The organism is Pseudomonas sp. GM84, from assembly GCF_000282535.1.
Taxonomy (GTDB): Bacteria; Pseudomonadota; Gammaproteobacteria; order Pseudomonadales; family Pseudomonadaceae; genus Aquipseudomonas.
Window position 1 is genome coordinate 34,777 of the sequence record NZ_AKJC01000139.1, and the last position, 17,870, is coordinate 52,646.

Genomic DNA, 17,870 nt, shown 5'->3' on the forward strand with positions numbered 1-17,870 from the left:
GCGAGGCAGGCCTTGGAAACGAGAGTGCGCAATGCTGGACGAGCTACTTCGCCGAATGAGCAACCACCAACCGGCTTCGCTGGAAACCGACCGACGGTTCCCCGAAGCGGCAGTCCTTTTGCCCATTACCCGCAGCGAAGCGCCTGAACTTGTCTTGACCTTGCGTGCCAAGGGCCTCTCGACCCACGGCGGCGAAGTCGCCTTCCCGGGCGGTCGCCGCGACCCGGAAGACCCGGACCTGGTGTTCACCGCCTTGCGCGAAGCCGAAGAAGAAATCGGCCTGCCGCCTGGCCTGGTAGAGGTGATCGGCCCCCTGAGCCCGTTGATTTCCCTGCATGGCCTGAAGGTTACGCCATTCGTCGGGCTGATCCCCGATTTCGTCGAATATCACGCCAATGATGCGGAGATCGCGGCAGTATTCAGCGTGCCGCTGGAATTCTTCCGCCAGGACCCGCGTGACCACACCCACCGTATCGATTACCAGGGCCGCAGCTGGTATGTGCCCAGCTATCGTTATGGCGAATACAAGATCTGGGGGTTGTCGGCGATCATGATCGTCGAACTGGTCAACCTGCTGTACGACGCCGGTATCAGTCTGCACCAGCCCCCCGAGCGCTATATAGAGATCTGAGCGGGGCACACCCCGCCGCCGTTGCCATCCTGAGGAGCGAACATGAAATACCGCCTGGGCGACCTGCGGGTCGAAAGCCATCCCACCAGCTGGGCCGCACCGAATGCCACGCTGATCGGCCGCGTGCGCCTGCAGGCCCGCGCCAGCGTGTGGTTTGGCGCGGTACTGCGGGGCGACAACGAGCTGATCGATATCGGCGAGGACAGCAATGTCCAGGACGGTACGGTGATGCACACCGACATGGGGTCGCCGCTGACCCTCGGCAAAGGCGTGACCATTGGCCACAACGCCATGCTGCATGGCTGCAGCATTGGCGACTACAGCCTGATCGGCATCAATGCGGTGATCCTCAATGGTGCGCGCATTGGCAAGCACTGCATCATCGGCGCCAATGCGCTGATCCCCGAAGGCAAGGAAATTCCCGATGGCTCGCTGGTGATGGGTTCGCCGGGCAAGGTGGTGCGCGAACTGACCGAGCAGCAAAAACGCATGCTCGAGGCCAGTGCCGCCCACTATGTGCACAATGCCGAGCGCTACGCGCGGGAGCTGGTGGTCGACGATGAGTGAGGCGGTTGCCGTTGAGCGGCCGCTCGCTTCGCCTTGCGTGAGCATCTGTGCATTGGATGAGCAGGATATCTGCACCGGGTGCCAGCGCACCGTGGCCGAGATTGGCCGGTGGGGGCGGATGGACAACAGCGAGCGCCGGGCGGTGCTGAAGTTGTGTCATGAGCGAGCGGTGGCTGCAGGGTTGATCATCGGGCAGTGAGTGCTGCTTGGGCCTCATCGCCGGCAAGCCGGCTTGCCGGCGATGAGGCCGGTAGCCACGGCACAAGACAGTGGATCCCCGGCTGCCATTGACTCGAAAATCAAGTAATCTGTACCGCTTGCCCGACGGTCACTGCCCATGTTCTTTCTCATCGCCTACATCGCCAGCGTAGTGCTGATCAACTACGCCTTCTCCAGCGCTCCGCACCTGGACGTGATCTGGTCCGCCTGGGGCGGGCTGGTGTTCATCCTGCGCGACATGGTGCAGACCCGCTTCGGCCATGGCGCGCTGATCGCCATGCTGATGGCCCTGGTGCTGTCGTATGTCACCTCGGAACCTGCCATCGCCCTGGCCAGCGCCACGGCATTCTTCGTCTCCGAACTGATCGACTGGCTGGTGTTCAGCATCACCCGCCGGCCTTTGCGCGACCGTTTGTGGCTGAGCTCGGCGCTGAGCATTCCGGTCGATACGTTCATCTTCTTCGGCATGATCGGCGCTCTGACGCCCGCCGTCATCGGCACCGCCATGGCTTCGAAATTCGCCGGCGTGACTGCGGTGTGGCTGGCCATGGCATTTCGTGCGCGGCGGGCCGCCGTCACTGGCTGATGGTGTAGAATACCGGTCCTTTTTCAGCGGGCTGCGCCAAGCCTGGTGCGACCCCGGACGCCTTCGAGGACCTGAAATGACCCGTATCGGAACCCCATTGTCGCCCACCGCGACCCGAGTACTGCTCTGCGGCTGTGGCGAGCTGGGCAAGGAAGTGGTGATCGAGCTGCAGCGCCTGGGCGTCGAGGTGATCGCCGTGGACCGCTACGCCAATGCCCCGGCGATGCAGGTCGCGCACCGCAGCCACGTGGTCAACATGCTCGATGGCGTGGCCCTGCGTGCGGTGATCGAAGCTGAAAAACCGCATTACATCGTCCCTGAAATCGAAGCCATCGCCACCGCCACCCTGGTGGAGCTTGAGAACGAAGGCTTCAACGTGGTGCCGACCGCCCGTGCCACCCAGCTGACCATGAATCGCGAAGGCATCCGCCGCCTGGCTGCCGAAGAGCTCGACCTGCCAACCTCGCCCTACCACTTTGCCGACACCTTCGAGGACTACGCCAAGGCCGTGGCCGACGTCGGCTACCCATGCGTGGTCAAGCCGGTGATGAGTTCGTCGGGCAAGGGCCAGAGCCTGCTGCGCAGCGATGCCGACTTGCAGAAGTCGTGGGACTACGCCCAGGAAGGCGGCCGTGCCGGCAAGGGCCGGGTGATCATCGAAGGCTTCATCGATTTCGATTACGAAATCACCCTGCTGACCGTGCGCCACGTGGGCGGTACCACGTACCTGGAGCCGGTCGGCCACCGTCAGGAGAAAGGCGACTACCAGGAATCCTGGCAGCCCCAGGCCATGAGCGCGAAGGCCTTGGCCGAATCGCAGCGCGTGGCCAAGGCGGTCACCGATGCACTGGGTGGGCGTGGTCTGTTCGGTGTGGAGTTGTTCGTCAAGGGCGACCAGGTGTGGTTCAGCGAAGTCTCGCCACGCCCGCATGACACCGGCCTGGTCACCCTGATTTCCCAGGACCTGTCGCAGTTCGCCCTGCATGCCCGCGCCATCCTCGGCCTGCCGATTCCGGTGGTGCGCCAGTTCGGGCCTTCGGCTTCGGCGGTGATCTTGCCTGAGGGGCAGTCGCAGCAGACCAGCTTTGCCAACCTGGGCGCGGCGCTGAGTGAGCCGGACACCGCGATCCGCTTGTTCGGCAAGCCGGAAATCAATGGCCAGCGCCGCATGGGTGTATGCCTGGCGCGTGACGAGTCGGTGGAAGCTGCGCGGGCCAAGGCGACCCGGGCTTCGCAGGCGGTCAAGGTCGAGTTCTGATCTGAAATCGCAGGGGCCGCACAGCGGCCCCAGTTCACTCAAAGTTTGCTGTCGCGGGTCTCTTTCAGGCACAACACAGCAATCAAGCTGATCACCGCCGCCACCGACACATAACCCCCCACCCAGCTCAGCCCGCCCATGCTCACCAATTTCTGAGCAAAGAACGGCGCCGCCGAAGCCCCGACGATCCCGCCCAGGTTATAGGCCGCCGAAGCACCGGTATAACGCACATGCGTCGGGAACAGCTCCGGCAACAATGCGCCCATCGGCGCAAAGGTCACCCCCATCAGGAACAGTTCGATGGCCAGGAACAGCGCCACGCCAGTGGTCGAGCCCGAGGTCAGCAACGGCTCCATGGTAAAGCCCGAAGCCACCGCCAGCAGGCCACCGACGATCAGCACCGGTTTGCGCCCGTAACGGTCGCTGAGCCAGGCCGACAACGGCGTGGCCAGGGCCATGAAGACCACGGCGAAGCACAGCAGGCCGAGGAAGGTTTCGCGGCTGTAGCCCAGGGTGGTCACCCCGTAGCTCAGCGAAAACACCGTCGAGATGTAGAACAGCGCGTAGCACACCACCATCGCCGCCGCGCCCAGCAAGGTCGGCAGCCAGTACTTGGCGAACAGGTCGACCACCGGCATCTTCACCCGCTCATGGCGGGCTACCGCCTTGGCGAACACCGGGCTTTCTTCAAGCTTCAGGCGCACGTACAGGCCCACCAGTACCAGCGCGGCGCTGAGCAGGAACGGAATGCGCCAGCCCCAGTCACGGAACTGTTCATCGCTGAGCACCAGCGCCAAGGTCAGGAACAAGCCATTGGCCGCCAGGAACCCGATCGACGGGCCAAGCTGCGGGAACATGCCGAACCAGGCGCGCTTGCCTTCCGGCGCGTTCTCGGTGGCCAGCAACGCCGCACCACCCCATTCGCCACCCAGGCCCAGGCCCTGGCCGAAGCGCAGCACGCAGAGCAGGATCGGTGCCCAGACGCCGATGCTGTCATAGCCCGGCAGCACGCCGATCAGGGTGGTAGACACCCCCATCAGCAGCAACGAGGCGACCAGCGTCGACTTGCGCCCGATACGGTCGCCGAAGTGGCCGAACAGCGCCGAGCCCAGCGGGCGGGCGAGGAAGGCGATGCCGAAGGTGAGGAAGGCCGCGAGCATCTGCGCAGTGCCCGACCCGGACGGGAAGAACACCGGGCCGATCACCAGCGCGGCGGCGGTGGCGTAAACGTAGAAGTCGTAAAACTCGATGGCAGTGCCGATGAAGCTGGCGGTTGCCACCCGCGCAGGCGAGTTGACCGGCGCGGCAGGCGCTTGGGCGTAGGTGCTGCTGGTTGTCATTAAGTAGGTCCCTAACAGTCTCATTCCGCTCCATGGGCTTTGCCCGCAGCGGCCAGGCAGGCACGTCTTTGCGGACGCCGGAGCATATTGTTCTTGTGTTCGCCCGACTGACGATAGCCCAAGGGGGGTAGGGGCGGGAGCGGGTACTGTTCGGGGTGTTGAAGCAGGACCACGGGGCGTGTCAGTGGAGCGGACTGGCCGTGTGGCGCCGGGTGCGGGTAGCAGGCGGGACGGCGGGGCTGGGTAAGCGTGACCCGAGTATAGCTATCGGGTCACGGTCCACACCAGTACCTTGCTGGCGCAATTGTCCTCTGTTTCGAGGATTTCCAGGCGATAGCGGCCGATCTTCAGGCAAACGGCGCTTTCCGGGATGCTTTCCAGCGCTTCGGTGACCAGCCCGTTGAGGGTCTTCGGGCCGCCGTCGCAGGGCAGGTGCCAGCCCAGGGTGCGGTTGATTTCCCGCAGCGAGGCGGTGCCTTCGATGACGAAGGTGCCGTCGGGTTGGGGGTGGACGTGTGGGTTGTCGAGGCTTTGCTCGTCCTCGAACTCGCCGACGATCTCCTCGAGGATGTCCTCCAGGGTGACGATGCCTTGTACTTCGCCGTACTCGTCCACCACGACGCCCAGGCGCCGTTGCTGCTTGTGGAAGTTCAGCAGTTGCAGTTGCAGGGGCGTGCTTTCGGGAACGAAGTAGGGTTCGTAGCAGGCGCTGTGCAGTGCCTCCAGGGTCAGCTCGGCCTTGGGCAGCAAGTGGCTGATGAGCTTGGTGTTGAGGATCGCTTCGACCTGGTTGATGTCGTTGTGGTAGACCGGCAGGCGTGTGTGGCGGCTGACGATCAGCTGCTCGATGATGCGTTCGATCGGCTCGTCCAGGTTGATGCCGTCGACCTCGTTGCGCGGTACCAGGATGTCGTTGACGGTGATCTTGTCCAATGCCTGCAGACCGTCCAGCAAGCCGTGGCGAGGCGAGTCGAGCGCGTCGTCCTCGTCGAAATCGTCAGCTTCCTGCGGGTGCAGGGCAACCGCCGTGGGTTGTACGCGGAACGGGCGCAACAGCAGTTTGGCGCAACCATCGAGCAGGCAGGCCAGGGGCTGCAGCAGGGTGAGCGGTGGTTTGAGCAGGCTGACACCGAGGCTGACGAACGCCTGCGGGTTGCGCCGTGCCAGGCGCCGAGGCAGGTATTCGGCAAGGATCAGCAGGGTCAGGGTCGCCCCCAGGCCGGCCAGCCAGAAGCCATGCTCGCCGCTGTAGCGCTGGCCGATCAGGCACGCCAGGCCCAGGACCAGCAGCTTGCCCAGGCTGGCGCAGAGCACCAGGGCCTGGGCCGGCAGTGGCGGCTGCCCATCGTCGCCGTTGCGCAGCGAGCCGTTGAGTTGCAGGCGGGCGGCATCCACCGCGGTGAACAGCGCCGACCACAGCAGCGCCAGTGCCAGAGTGCCGAATAGCGGAGCGTACGGCAGGGTGTCCATGGGCGACCGTCAGATATGCAGGATGAATTCGCGAACCAGCTTGCTGCCGAAATAGGCCAGCATCAGCAGGCAGAAACCGGCCAGGGTCCAGCGGATGGCCTTGTGGCCTCGCCAGCCCAGGCGCGTGCGGCCCCACAGCAGTACGCTGAACACTATCCAGGCGACACAGGCCAGCAAGGTCTTGTGCACCAGGTGCTGGGCGAACAGGTTGTCGAGGAACAACCAGCCGGAGATCAGCGACAGCGACAGCAGGCACCAACCTGCCCACAGGAAGCCGAACAGCAGGCTTTCCATGGTCTGCAGGGGCGGGAAGTTGCGGATCAGACCGGACGGGTGCTTGTTCTTCAGCTGGTGATCCTGCAACAGCAGCAGCAGCGACTGGAACACGGCAATGGTGAACAGCCCGTAGGCCAGGATCGACAGCAAGATATGCGCGAGGATGCCTGGCTCTTCGTTGATCAGCGGCACGGTGCCGGGCGTGGCGAACTGGGCCAGCAGCGCGGTGATCGCACCGAGCGGGAACAGCAGCGCCAGCAGGTTCTCTACCGGGATGCGCAGGCAGGCCAGCAGGGTCAGGGCGATGACCGCCACGGCGATCAGGCTGGCGGCGCTGAAGAAATCGAGGCTCAGGCCCAGCGGGGTGATCAGCTGGAAGAACAGCGCACCGGCCTGGGCGAGCACGGCGATGGCACCGAGCAGGCCGAGCAGCCGCTTGTCGGCTTTGTCCGACTGGGCCAGGTGCAAACCTTGATACACGGTCGCAGCTATATAGAGGCCGGCGGCGATCAGGGTAGGGATGAGGCTGGGTGAGGAGACCATAAGTCCTGGTTGGCGAGCCTTAAAGAGACGGAGTTTGGCATAGATCGTCACTGGCAAGGAAGTCTGGCAGGGCCCTATCGCCGGCAAGCCGGCTCCCACATGGAAGGCGGTGAGGTCCTTGTGGGAGCAACTGTCTTGCTCACTTGCCAAAAGTTGACGCAATCCCTGTGGGAGCCGGCTTGCCGGCGATGGAGGCACCGAATATCCCCCAGGCCGCCAGCAAGGTGTGCGCCGCCGCCGCTCTTCGCTATAATCGCCGCCTTGCTGTGCCCAGCGCGTGTGCATTTTTCACCTGGGCGCCTGACAAACCTCGGCTTTTACTGGGCCTGAAAGGATCACCATGTTCGAAAACCTGACCGACCGCCTGTCACAGACGCTGCGCCATGTCACCGGCAAGGCCAAGCTGACTGAAGACAATATCAAGGACACGTTGCGCGAAGTGCGCATGGCCCTGCTCGAGGCCGACGTTGCCCTGCCGGTGGTCAAGGATTTCGTCAACAGCGTCAAGGAACGTGCAGTCGGCACCGAAGTGTCGCGCAGCCTGACCCCAGGCCAGGCCTTCGTGAAGATCGTCCAGGCCGAGCTGGAAAGCCTGATGGGCGCGGCCAACGAAGACCTCGCGCTGAATGCCGCGCCACCCGCCGTGGTGCTGATGGCGGGCCTGCAGGGCGCTGGTAAGACCACCACCGCCGGCAAGCTCGCGCGCTTCCTCAAGGAGCGCAAGAAAAAGAGCGTGATGGTGGTCTCGGCCGACGTCTATCGCCCGGCGGCGATCAAGCAGCTGGAAACCCTGGCCAACGACATCGGCGTGACCTTCTTCCCGTCCGACATCAGCCAGAAGCCGGTGGCCATCGCCGAGGCAGCCATCCGCGAGGCCAAGCTCAAGTTCATCGACGTGGTCATCGTCGACACCGCCGGTCGTCTGCACATCGACGCCGACATGATGGCCGAGATCAAGGCGCTGCATGCTGCGGTCAAGCCGATCGAGACCCTGTTCGTGGTCGACGCCATGACCGGCCAGGACGCCGCCAACACCGCCAAGGCCTTTGGCGAAGCCCTGCCGCTGACCGGCGTGGTGCTGACCAAGGTCGACGGTGACGCCCGTGGCGGTGCCGCGCTGTCGGTACGTGCCATTACCGGCAAGCCGATCAAGTTCATCGGTATGGGCGAGAAGACCGAGGCCCTCGAGCCCTTCCACCCGGACCGTGTCGCCTCGCGCATCCTCGGCATGGGCGACGTGCTCAGCCTGATCGAGCAGGCCGAGCAGACCATCGACAAGGCCAAGGCCGACAAGCTGGCCAAGAAGCTGAAGAAGGGCAAGGGCTTCGACCTCGAAGACTTCCGCGACCAGCTGCAGCAGATGAAGAACATGGGCGGCCTGGGCGGCCTGATGGACAAGCTGCCGAGCATCGGCGGGGTCAATCTGTCGCAGATGGGCAACGCCCAGGGCGCGGCCGAGAAGCAGTTCAAGCAGATGGAAGCGATCATCAACTCCATGACGCCGGCCGAGCGTCGCGACCCTGACCTGATCAGTGGTTCGCGCAAGCGCCGTATCGCCCTCGGTTCCGGTACCCAGGTGCAGGACATCGGCCGCTTGATCAAGCAGCACAAGCAAATGCAGAAGATGATGAAGAAATTCTCCGCCAAGGGCGGCATGGCCAAGATGATGCGTGGCCTGGGCGGAATGCTGCCAGGCGGCGGCATGCCGAAGCTGTAACCCCTATTCCGGGAGCCCGCCTTTAGCTGGGCAGGCTTCCAGAACCCCCGCCGTGGCGGGGCAACTGCCGTGGATTTCACGGCTAAACCGGCAAATCTGGACGGTGGGGCAATGCCTTGCCGAAAAAGTCATTTGCAAATGTCCGTGTATTCCCCGAGAATATGCGGCCTTTTGGGCACCCGTGTGCCTATTTGGCATTCAGATTTGCAGTACAAACTGCAACACCGACTATAGGAACGATGTTCACATGGTAACCATTCGTCTGGCCCGTGGCGGCTCGAAAAAGCGCCCATTCTACCACCTGACCGTGACCAACTCGCGTAACGCCCGTGACGGCCGTTTCGTTGAGCGCGTTGGCTTCTTCAACCCGATCGCATCGGGCGCCGAAGTCAAGCTGTCGGTCAACCAAGAGCGCGTCACCTACTGGCTGAGCCAGGGCGCACAGCCGTCTGAGCGCGTTGCTCAGCTGCTGAAGGACGCTGCCAAGGCCGCTGCCTGAACAGTATGAACGCGACGCCAGAAAAGGCTGACGACCTCATCGTCGTTGGCAAGATTTTTTCGGTTCACGGCGTTCGCGGCGAGGTGAAGGTGTATTCCTTTACCGATCCGATTGAAAACCTGTTGGATTATCCGCGCTGGATGCTTCGGCACGAAGGCACGGTAAAGCAGGTCGAGCTGGTCAGCGGTCGTGGCTCCCAAAAGGGCCTGGTCGTGAAACTGAAAGGCCTCGATGATCGCGATGAAGCCCGTCTTCTGAGTGGTTACGAAATCTGCATTGCGCGGAGCCTTTTGCCCAACCTGGCCGCAGACGAGTACTACTGGTACCAGCTGCAGGGCCTGAAGGTCATCAACCAGGACGAACACCTGTTCGGCAAGGTCGATCACCTGTTGGAGACCGGTGCGAACGATGTAATGGTGGTCAAGCCCTGCGCAGGCAGCCTGGATGATCGCGAGCGTCTGTTGCCCTATACGGCGCAATGCGTGCTCAACGTCGACCTGGAAGCAGGCGTGATGCGGGTTGAATGGGACGCGGACTTCTAGACGATGGGTAACCTTCGCGTAGACGTCATCACGTTGTTCCCCGAGATGTTCTCGGCCATCACGGAGTACGGCATTACCAGCCGCGCGGTGAAACAGGGGTTGCTTCAGGTGACTTGCTGGAACCCGCGGGACTACACCACAGATCGTCACCACACGGTGGATGATCGGCCGTTTGGCGGTGGTCCGGGCATGGTGATGAAAATCAAGCCTCTGGAAGACGCCCTGGTTAGCGCCAGGCAAGCGACCGGAGCATCGGCAAAGGTGATCTACCTTTCGCCGCAAGGCCGCAAGCTTACCCAGCAGGCGGTCAAAGGCCTGGCAGAGCAGGAATCGTTGATCCTGATCGCCGGTCGTTATGAAGGCATCGACGAGCGCTTTATCGAGGCTCATGTCGATGAGGAGTGGTCGATTGGCGACTATGTGCTTTCCGGTGGCGAGCTGCCGGCCATGGTACTGATCGATGCGGTTACGCGGCTGCTGCCCGGAGCTTTAGGGCATGTGGACTCGGCGGAAGAAGATTCCTTCACCGACGGTCTGCTCGATTGCCCGCACTACACCCGACCCGAGGTGTATGCGGATCAGCGTGTTCCCGACGTGTTGCTAAGTGGCAACCATGCACATATCCGGCGTTGGAGGATGAAGCAGTCCCTTGGTAGGACCTTCGAACGACGCGCCGATCTTCTGGAAAGTCGCTCGCTTTCTGGAGAAGAGAAGAAGCTGCTCGAGGAATATCTCCGCGAGCGGGACGATAGTTAAACGTATCGATGGTGGATCAAGTATCCATCTTAGGAGCACAGCATGACCAACAAGATCATCCAGCAGCTCGAAGCCGAGCAGATGAGCAAGGAAATCCCAACCTTCGCACCAGGCGACACCATTGTCGTTCAGGTTAAAGTGAAGGAAGGTGAGCGTTCCCGTCTGCAGGCGTTCGAAGGCGTCGTTATCGCCAAGCGTAACCGCGGTCTGAACAGCGCCTTCACCGTGCGCAAGATCTCCAGCGGCGTTGGCGTAGAGCGTACCTTCCAGACCTACAGCCCGCAGATCGACAGCCTGGCCGTGAAACGTCGTGGTGACGTGCGTAAAGCCAAGCTGTACTACCTGCGCGACCTGTCCGGCAAAGCCGCTCGCATCAAGGAAAAACTGTCCTGAGTACAGTTTGCCCGGTGGCCCAGGCCGCCTAGCGAGAAAAAAGCAGCCTTCGGGCTGCTTTTTTGCTTTTTGAAACCCCGCAATGTGACAGACATGACTGCCCGAGATCAGGAAATCCAGCGCCGCACCGAGCTTTCGGTGACCCGCGTGACCAAAGCCGTATTCCCCAACACCACCAACCACCACAACACCCTCTTCGGCGGCACTGCGCTGGCCTGGATGGACGAAGTGTCGTTCATCGCCGCCACGCGCTTCTGCCGTCTGCCGCTGGTGACCGTGTCCACCGACCGCATCGACTTCAAGCACCCGATCCCGGCGGGCTCGATCGTCGAGCTGGTCGGCACGGTGATCAAGGTCGGCAATACCAGCCTGCAGGTGCAGGTCGACGTGTTCGTCGAGAACATGTACCTCGATGGCCGCGAGCGTGCGATCCATGGCGTGTTCAGCTTCGTTGCCATCGACGAGGACAAGCGCCCGGTGCCCGTGCTGCCTCAGGCCTGATTCAACTCCGCTACTGCCGGTTCCACCAGCGCCACCAATGTCCAGCCTGCTTGGGGTTGCAGTGGTTCGTCAGCGCTGGCGACATGCACCCAACCGTGTTCGTCACGTGCAAACAGCAGGTGTGCCCGTTCGCCATGCAGGGCCCGGTAGTCCTCCCAGTCGAAGCCTTCGGTGAGCGTGGTGCTGTAGAGCTCCGCGCCTTCATGCAGGCGGTTGGCCAGTTGCAGATAGGTCATCGGGCTTGCGCCGAGCAGATGCCCGCGGTGCTCTTCGGCGGCCCGGTGCTTGTCGCTGCGCTGCTTCTCCAGGCCGCTGGCCAGCACGAACAGGCGGCCGTGGCCAAAGTCATGGCGAAAGCGGGCGCAGGCCAGGGCATTGATCTCGCCCGCAGGCGACAACCCCAGCAGATGGCCCAGGCCGACCAGGTCAAGGTGCGCATCAGCATGCTGCGAGGCCGGGTTGCCAAAATAGGTGGGCAGCCCATCCATGCGCGCTGCACGAATGTTTTCCCAGCTCGAATCGGTCAGTAGCACGCGACAGCCCAGTTGCTGCAACGCCTTGGCGATGGCCCGGGCCGGCTCGTTGGCGCCGACGATGAGAAAGCCGCTGGGCGCCGGTTCTGCGACCTTGAGCAGGCGTGCCAGGGGGCGTGCCGTGGCGCTCTGTATGACCACGGTGCCGATGATCACGGCGAAGGTCAGCGGCACCAGCAGCAGGGCGCCCTGGTGGCCGGCCTCATGCAGGCGGATGGCGAAGATCGCCGACACCGCCGCGGCGACGATGCCGCGTGGCGCGACCCAGGCGAGCAGGGCGCGCTCGCGCCAGTTCAGCGATGAGCCCAGGGTCGACAGCGCCACATTGAGCGGTCGCGCCAGCAACTGGATCACCAACAACAGCGCCAGCACAGCGGGTCCCAGGCCGATCATGGCGTGCAGGTCGAGGCGCGCGGCGAGCAGGATGAACAGGCCGGAGATCAGCAATACGCTGAGGTTTTCCTTGAAATGCAGGATCTGCCGCACATCGACCCCGCGCATGTTGGCCAGCCACATGCCCATCACCGTGACGGCCAGCAACCCGGATTCGTGGACGATCTGGTTGGCGGCGATGAAAATGCCCAGCACCGCGGCCAGCGAGGCCAGGTTGTGCAGGTATTCCGGCAGCCACTGTTCCCGCATGATCTGCCCGAGCAGCCAGCCGCCTGCCGCCCCCAGGGCGCTGCCGCAGAAGATCACCCCGGCGAAGGTCACCAGGCTCTGGGTCAGGCCATCGCCAGCGCCACTGGCGATGATGAAGCTGTACACCACCACGGCCAGCAGGGCACCGATCGGGTCGATCATGATGCCTTCCCAGCGCAGGATGTTGGCGATGGCCGCCTTGGGCCGCACCACCCGCAGCATCGGCACGATCACGGTGGGGCCGGTGACCAGGGTCAGGGTGCCGAACAGGATCGCCAAGGGCCAGTCGAAGCCCAGCAGCCAGTGGGTAGCCAGCGCGATCACCAGCCAGGTCGACAGCGCCCCCACGGTAACCAGCCGGTGCACCACGCTGCCGATGTCGCGCCACTGCGACAGGTGCAGGGTCAGGCTGCCCTCGAACAGGATCAGCGCCACCGCCAGCGACACCAGTGGCATCAGCAATGGGCCGAACAGCGCTTGCGGGTCCAGCCAGCCAAGGATCGGCCCGGCGAGGATGCCGGCCAGCAGCAGAAACAGGATGGCGGGTAATTTCAGGCGCCAGGCCAGCCACTGGCAGGCCAAGGCGGCAGCGCCGATACCGCCGACGCTGAGAAGGATCTGCTGTTCGTTCATGCGGGCTCCCTATGCCGGCGTGGTTATGAAAGACTAAGCGCCATTTCGTCGTTTTCCACCGAGTTTTCATGCCTGCCCTCGACCACCCTCTGATCGACCAGTTCCTCGACGCCCTGTGGCTGGAAAAAGGCCTGTCCGACAACACCCGCGTTTCCTATCGCAGCGACCTGGCACTGTTCAATGGCTGGCTGCAGGCGCATTCGGTGACCCTGCCCGACGCCGGCCGCGAGTTGATCCTCGACCACCTGGCCTGGCGCCTCGACCAGGGCTACAAGCCGCGTTCCACGGCGCGCTTTCTCTCGGGGCTGCGCGGCTTCTTTCGTTACCTGCTGCGGGAAAAGCTGGTAGCCGTCGACCCCACCTTGCAGGTCGAGATGCCGCAATTGGGCAAGCCATTGCCCAAATCGTTGTCGGAAGCCGATGTCGAGGCACTGTTGCAAGCCCCGGACCTTGGCGAAGCCATCGGCCAGCGCGACCGTGCGATGCTCGAAGTGCTCTACGCTTGCGGCTTGCGGGTGACCGAGCTGGTGAGCCTGACCCTTGACCAGATCAACCTGCGCCAGGGCGTGCTGCGGGTGATGGGCAAAGGCAGCAAGGAGCGCCTGGTGCCGATGGGCGAGGAGGCGGTGCTGTGGCTGGAGCGCTATGTGCGGGACGGTCGCAGCGAGCTGCTCAATGGCCGGCCCAGCGACGTGCTGTTCCCCAGTCAGCGCGGCGAGCAGATGACCCGCCAGACCTTCTGGCACCGCATCAAGCACCATGCACGGGTAGCGGGCATCGACAAGTCCTTGTCGCCGCACACCCTGCGCCACGCCTTCGCCACCCACTTGCTCAACCATGGCGCCGACTTGCGCGTGGTGCAGATGCTGCTGGGCCACAGCGACCTGTCGACCACGCAGATCTACACCCATGTGGCCAAGGCCCGTTTGCAGCAGCTGCATGCCCAGCATCACCCGCGTGGATGAATGATTTTCATGTTCCGCCGGCCGGTACCTGCAGACCCCTTCATTGGCGGTGTGATGTGGTAGGCTTGAGCGGTTTGCACCAAGGGCCGCACGGTCGCCGCGGTTTTTCCGCAGGTGACGCCCTCCGGCCCCTGTCCGCCTTCAGGAGTTCCCATGCGCTTGACCCAGATGATCGCCGCCGCCGCGTTGGCGCTGGCCAGTACCTTCGCCGTTGCCGCGGCGACCGATAGCAATGCCGTTGCCGAGCAGGCCATCCGCAAATCGTTGCAGAACCTCGAACTGGAAGTGCCCGTGGAAAGCGTGGCCAGCAGTCCGGTCAGCGGCCTCTATGAAGTGAAGCTGCAGGGCGGTCGCGTGCTGTACGCCAGCGGCGACGGCCAGTTCGTCATGCAGGGCTATCTGTTCCAGATCCAGGACGGCAAGCCGGTCAACCTGACTGAAAAGACCGAACGTCTGGGCATCGCCAAGCTCATCAACGGCATTCCAGCCGCCGAGATGGTGGTTTATCCTGCCAAGGGCGAAACCAAGTCGCACATCACCGTATTCACCGACACCACCTGCCCGTACTGCCACAAGCTGCACGCCGAAGTCCCGGAGCTCAACCGTCGCGGTATCGAAGTGCGTTATGTCGCCTTCCCGCGCCAGGGCCTCGGTTCGTCGGGTGATGAGCAGTTGCAGGCCGTGTGGTGCTCCAGCGACCGCCGCGCGGCGCTGGACAAGATGGTCGAAGGCAAGGAAATCAAGGCTGCCAAGTGCGCCAACCCGGTCAGCAAGCAGTTCCAGCTGGGCCAGTCGATCGGGGTCAATGGCACCCCGGCGATCGTGCTCGAGAACGGCCAGGTGATCCCGGGCTACCAGCCTGCGCCACAAGTGGCCAAGCTGGCCCTGGCCGGCCAGCAGCAGGCCGCCAAGTAATTCATTCAGTACGCCGTCGTCATGGGGTGACGGCATGTTTCACGGTCGGCGCAGGTGCCGGCCGTTCAATGGGGAGTTCACAGTGAAACCGGTCAAAGTAGGCATCTGTGGGTTGGGGACCGTCGGTGGCGGTACCTTCAATGTACTTCAGCGCAACGCCGAGGAGATTGCCCGCCGTGCCGGGCGCGGTATTGAAGTGGCACAGATCGCCATGCGCTCGCAGAACCCGAACTGCCAGATTACCGGTACCCCCATTACCGCTGATGTGTTCGACGTTGCGAGCAACCCGGAGATCGACATTGTCATCGAGCTGATCGGTGGCTACACCGTGGCCCGTGACCTGGTGCTCAAGGCCATCGAAAACGGCAAGCACGTGGTCACCGCCAACAAGGCGCTGATCGCCGTGCACGGCAACGAAATCTTCGCCAAGGCCCGCGAGAAGGGCGTCATCGTCGCCTTCGAAGCCGCGGTGGCTGGCGGCATCCCGGTGATCAAGGCGATCCGCGAAGGCCTGTCGGCCAACCGCATCAACTGGCTGGCCGGGATCATCAACGGCACCGGCAACTTCATCCTCACCGAAATGCGCGAGAAAGGCCGTGCCTTCCCCGACGTGCTGGCCGAAGCCCAGGCGCTGGGTTATGCCGAAGCCGACCCGACCTTCGACGTCGAAGGCATCGATGCCGCGCACAAGCTGACCATCCTGGCTTCCATCGCCTTCGGCATCCCGCTGCAGTTCGAAAAGGCCTACACCGAAGGCATCACCCAGCTGACCACCGCTGACGTGAATTACGCCGAGGCCCTGGGCTACCGCATCAAGCACCTGGGCGTGGCTCGCAGCACCCCTGCGGGCATCGAGCTGCGCGTGCACCCGACGCTGATTCCGGCCGACCGCCTGATCGCCAACGTCAACGGCGTGATGAACGCGGTGATGGTCAACGGCGACGCTGCCGGTTCCACCCTGTACTACGGCGCCGGTGCCGGCATGGAGCCGACGGCTTCCTCGGTGGTCGCCGACCTGGTCGATGTGGTCCGCGCCATGACGTCCGACCCGGAAAACCGTGTGCCGCACCTGGCCTTCCAGCCGGACTCGCTGTCGGCCCACCCGATCCTGCCGATCGAAGCCTGCGAAAGCGCCTACTACCTGCGCATCCAGGCCAAGGACCACCCGGGCGTACTGGCCCAGGTGGCGAGCATCCTGTCGGAGCGCGGCATCAACATCGAGTCGATCATGCAGAAGGAAGCCGAGGAACAGGATGGCCTGGTGCCGATGATCCTGCTGACCCACGGTGTGGTCGAGCAGCGCATCAATGACGCCATCGTCGCCCTGGAAGCCCTGCAGGACGTGGTCGGCAAGGTCGTGCGCATCCGCGTCGAACAGCTCAACTAATTTCCCCCACGGGCCGCGACGGCGGCCCGGGCCCAGCATCGAAGGTTTGTAGCCATGCGTTATATCAGCACCCGCGGCCAGGCACCGGCCCTGAATTTCGAAGACGTCCTGCTGGCGGGCCTTGCCAGCGACGGCGGCCTGTACGTACCCGAGAACCTGCCACGCTTCACCCAGGAAGAGATCGCCTCCTGGGCCGGCCTGCCGTACCACGAGCTGGCCTTCCGGGTGATGCGCCCGTTCGTCACCGGCAGCATTGCCGACGCCGACTTCAAGAAGATCCTCGAAGAAACCTACGGTGAGTTCGCCCACGCCGCGGTCGCACCGCTGCGTCAGCTGAACAGCAACGAGTGGGTCATGGAGCTGTTCCACGGCCCGACCCTGGCCTTCAAGGACTTCGCCCTGCAGCTGCTCGGCCGCCTGCTCGACCACGTGCTGGCCAAGCGCGGCGAGCGCGTGGTGATCATCGGTGCCACCAGTGGTGACACCGGTTCCGCTGCCATCGAAGGCTGCCGCCGTTGCGACAACGTCGACATCTTCATCCTTCACCCGCACCAGCGTGTGTCGGAAGTGCAGCGCCGTCAGATGACTACCATCTTCGGTGAGAACATCCACAACATCGCCATCGAAGGCAACTTCGACGACTGCCAGGAAATGGTCAAGGCCAGCTTCGCCGACCAGTCCTTCCTCAAGGGCACTCGCCTGGTGGCGGTCAACTCGATCAACTGGGCGCGGATCATGGCCCAGATCGTCTACTACTTCCATGCTGCCCTGCAGCTGGGTGGCCCGGCCCGTTCGGTGGCGTTCTCGGTGCCGACCGGCAACTTCGGCGACATCTTCGCCGGTTACCTGGCGCGCAACATGGGTCTGCCGATCAGCCAGCTGGTGGTGGCAACCAACCGCAACGACATCCTGCACCGCTTCATGAGCGGCAACCAGTACGTCAAGGAAACCCTGCACGCGACCCTGTCGCCGTCGATGGACATCATGGTCTCGTCCAACTTCGAGCGCCTGCTGTTCGACCTGCATGGCCGCAACGGCGCCGCCATCGGCGAGCTGATGGCCAACTTCAAGCAGGGCGGCGGCTTCAGCGTCGAGCAAGACCGCTGGACCGAAGCCCGCAAGCTGTTCGATTCGCTGGCCGTGAGCGATGAGCAGACCTGCGAGACCATCGCTGAAGTCTTTGCCAGCACCGGTGAAGTGCTCGACCCGCACACCGCGATCGGCGTCAAGGCCGCCCGCGAGTGCCGCCGCAGCCTGGACACGCCGATGGTGGTGCTGGGCACTGCGCACCCGGTCAAGTTCCCGGAAGCGGTGGAGAAGGCTGGCGTCGGCAAGGCGCTGGAGCTGCCCGAGCACTTGAGCGACCTGTTCAGCCGCGAAGAGCGCTGCACGGTACTGGCCAACGACCTGAAGGCAGTGCAGGCCTTCGTCAGCCAGCACGGTAATCGCGGCAAGCCGCTTTAAGCGGAAGTCGAAGGGGCCGCTGTGCGGCCCAAT

Annotated in this window: 19 protein-coding genes; 15 read left to right on the plus strand and 4 right to left on the minus strand. The window is 63.6% G+C overall.

Going from position 1 to position 17,870, the window contains the following annotated elements; all coding sequences use genetic code 11:
* Window positions 1-31 precede the first annotated feature (31 nt).
* The 5 genes from PMI38_RS12595 (at window position 32) to purT (ending at window position 3,261) form a co-directional block, all read left to right on the plus strand.
* Window positions 32-631: a CoA pyrophosphatase gene (locus tag PMI38_RS12595; RefSeq protein WP_008094467.1), complete on the plus strand. Its 600-nt coding sequence runs from the start codon at window positions 32-34 to the stop codon at window positions 629-631.
* A 42-nt stretch (window positions 632-673) separates the two neighbouring features.
* Window positions 674-1,198: a gamma carbonic anhydrase family protein gene (locus PMI38_RS12600; protein WP_008094469.1), complete on the plus strand. Its 525-nt coding sequence runs from the start codon at window positions 674-676 to the stop codon at window positions 1,196-1,198.
* Window positions 1,191-1,397 carry a DUF1289 domain-containing protein gene (locus PMI38_RS12605; RefSeq protein ID WP_043273527.1) on the plus strand — a complete coding sequence of 69 codons (207 nt, stop codon included), beginning with the start codon at window positions 1,191-1,193 and terminating at the stop codon, window positions 1,395-1,397. The genes PMI38_RS12600 and PMI38_RS12605 overlap by 8 nt, the downstream gene beginning before the upstream one ends.
* A 138-nt stretch (window positions 1,398-1,535) precedes the next feature.
* Window positions 1,536-2,003 carry a VUT family protein gene (locus PMI38_RS12610; RefSeq protein WP_008094472.1) on the plus strand — a complete coding sequence of 156 codons (468 nt, stop codon included), beginning with the start codon at window positions 1,536-1,538 and terminating at the stop codon, window positions 2,001-2,003.
* A 76-nt stretch (window positions 2,004-2,079) separates the two neighbouring features.
* On the plus strand, window positions 2,080-3,261 hold the full coding sequence (gene purT, locus PMI38_RS12615; RefSeq protein ID WP_008094474.1) for a formate-dependent phosphoribosylglycinamide formyltransferase: 1,182 nt from the start codon (window positions 2,080-2,082) through the stop codon (window positions 3,259-3,261).
* Window positions 3,262-3,299: 38 nt separating this feature from the next.
* Here purT and PMI38_RS12620 read toward each other — a convergent pair whose 3' ends face one another.
* The 3 genes from PMI38_RS12620 to PMI38_RS12630 form a co-directional block, all read right to left on the minus strand.
* Complete coding sequence (locus tag PMI38_RS12620) at window positions 3,300-4,601, minus strand: MFS transporter (RefSeq protein ID WP_043273529.1); 1,302 nt, start codon at window positions 4,599-4,601, stop codon at window positions 3,300-3,302.
* Window positions 4,602-4,865: 264 nt separating this feature from the next.
* Complete coding sequence (locus PMI38_RS12625; RefSeq protein WP_008094476.1) at window positions 4,866-6,071, minus strand: transporter associated domain-containing protein; 1,206 nt, start codon at window positions 6,069-6,071, stop codon at window positions 4,866-4,868.
* Between the two features lie 9 nt (window positions 6,072-6,080).
* Window positions 6,081-6,890 (minus strand): cytochrome C assembly family protein, encoded by an 810-nt coding sequence (locus PMI38_RS12630; protein ID WP_008094478.1) that lies wholly within the window; start codon window positions 6,888-6,890, stop codon window positions 6,081-6,083.
* Between the two features lie 340 nt (window positions 6,891-7,230).
* Between PMI38_RS12630 and ffh the strand changes: the two genes are divergently transcribed.
* The 6 genes from ffh (at window position 7,231) to PMI38_RS12660 (ending at window position 11,298) form a co-directional block, all read left to right on the plus strand.
* Window positions 7,231-8,607, plus strand: a complete 1,377-nt coding sequence (gene ffh, locus PMI38_RS12635) for a signal recognition particle protein (RefSeq protein WP_008094479.1) — start codon at window positions 7,231-7,233, stop codon at window positions 8,605-8,607.
* A 247-nt stretch (window positions 8,608-8,854) separates the two neighbouring features.
* Window positions 8,855-9,106: a 30S ribosomal protein S16 gene (gene rpsP, locus PMI38_RS12640; protein WP_008094480.1), complete on the plus strand. Its 252-nt coding sequence runs from the start codon at window positions 8,855-8,857 to the stop codon at window positions 9,104-9,106.
* 5 nt (window positions 9,107-9,111) lie between these two features.
* Window positions 9,112-9,648: a ribosome maturation factor RimM gene (gene rimM, locus PMI38_RS12645; RefSeq protein ID WP_008094485.1), complete on the plus strand. Its 537-nt coding sequence runs from the start codon at window positions 9,112-9,114 to the stop codon at window positions 9,646-9,648.
* A gap of 3 nt (window positions 9,649-9,651) precedes the next feature.
* Window positions 9,652-10,404, plus strand: coding sequence for a tRNA (guanosine(37)-N1)-methyltransferase TrmD (gene trmD / locus PMI38_RS12650; protein ID WP_008094486.1), 753 nt, complete (start codon window positions 9,652-9,654; stop codon window positions 10,402-10,404).
* Window positions 10,405-10,446: 42 nt separating this feature from the next.
* Window positions 10,447-10,797, plus strand: a complete 351-nt coding sequence (rplS, locus tag PMI38_RS12655; RefSeq protein ID WP_008094487.1) for a 50S ribosomal protein L19 — start codon at window positions 10,447-10,449, stop codon at window positions 10,795-10,797.
* A 93-nt stretch (window positions 10,798-10,890) separates the two neighbouring features.
* Window positions 10,891-11,298: an acyl-CoA thioesterase gene (locus PMI38_RS12660; protein WP_008094490.1), complete on the plus strand. Its 408-nt coding sequence runs from the start codon at window positions 10,891-10,893 to the stop codon at window positions 11,296-11,298.
* On the opposite strand, the gene PMI38_RS12665 is transcribed toward PMI38_RS12660, so the two are convergent.
* Window positions 11,289-13,106 carry a cation:proton antiporter gene (locus tag PMI38_RS12665; protein ID WP_008094492.1) on the minus strand — a complete coding sequence of 606 codons (1,818 nt, stop codon included), beginning with the start codon at window positions 13,104-13,106 and terminating at the stop codon, window positions 11,289-11,291. The two genes, PMI38_RS12660 and PMI38_RS12665, sit on opposite strands and share 10 nt — an antisense overlap.
* 68 nt (window positions 13,107-13,174) lie before the next feature.
* Here PMI38_RS12665 and xerD point away from each other — a divergent pair, with 68 nt between their 5' ends.
* From xerD to thrC, 4 genes are all read left to right on the plus strand, one after another.
* Entirely contained in the window at window positions 13,175-14,071 is an 897-nt protein-coding gene (xerD, locus tag PMI38_RS12670) for a site-specific tyrosine recombinase XerD (RefSeq protein ID WP_008094497.1), read from the plus strand.
* Window positions 14,072-14,224: 153 nt separating this feature from the next.
* A complete protein-coding gene (locus PMI38_RS12675; protein WP_008094498.1) occupies window positions 14,225-14,986 on the plus strand; it encodes a thioredoxin fold domain-containing protein in 762 nt (253 codons plus the stop codon).
* A gap of 82 nt (window positions 14,987-15,068) precedes the next feature.
* A complete protein-coding gene (locus PMI38_RS12680) occupies window positions 15,069-16,373 on the plus strand; it encodes a homoserine dehydrogenase (protein WP_008094499.1) in 1,305 nt (434 codons plus the stop codon).
* Between the two features lie 54 nt (window positions 16,374-16,427).
* Window positions 16,428-17,837 (plus strand): threonine synthase, encoded by a 1,410-nt coding sequence (gene thrC, locus PMI38_RS12685; protein WP_008094500.1) that lies wholly within the window; start codon window positions 16,428-16,430, stop codon window positions 17,835-17,837.
* Window positions 17,838-17,870 lie beyond the last annotated feature (33 nt).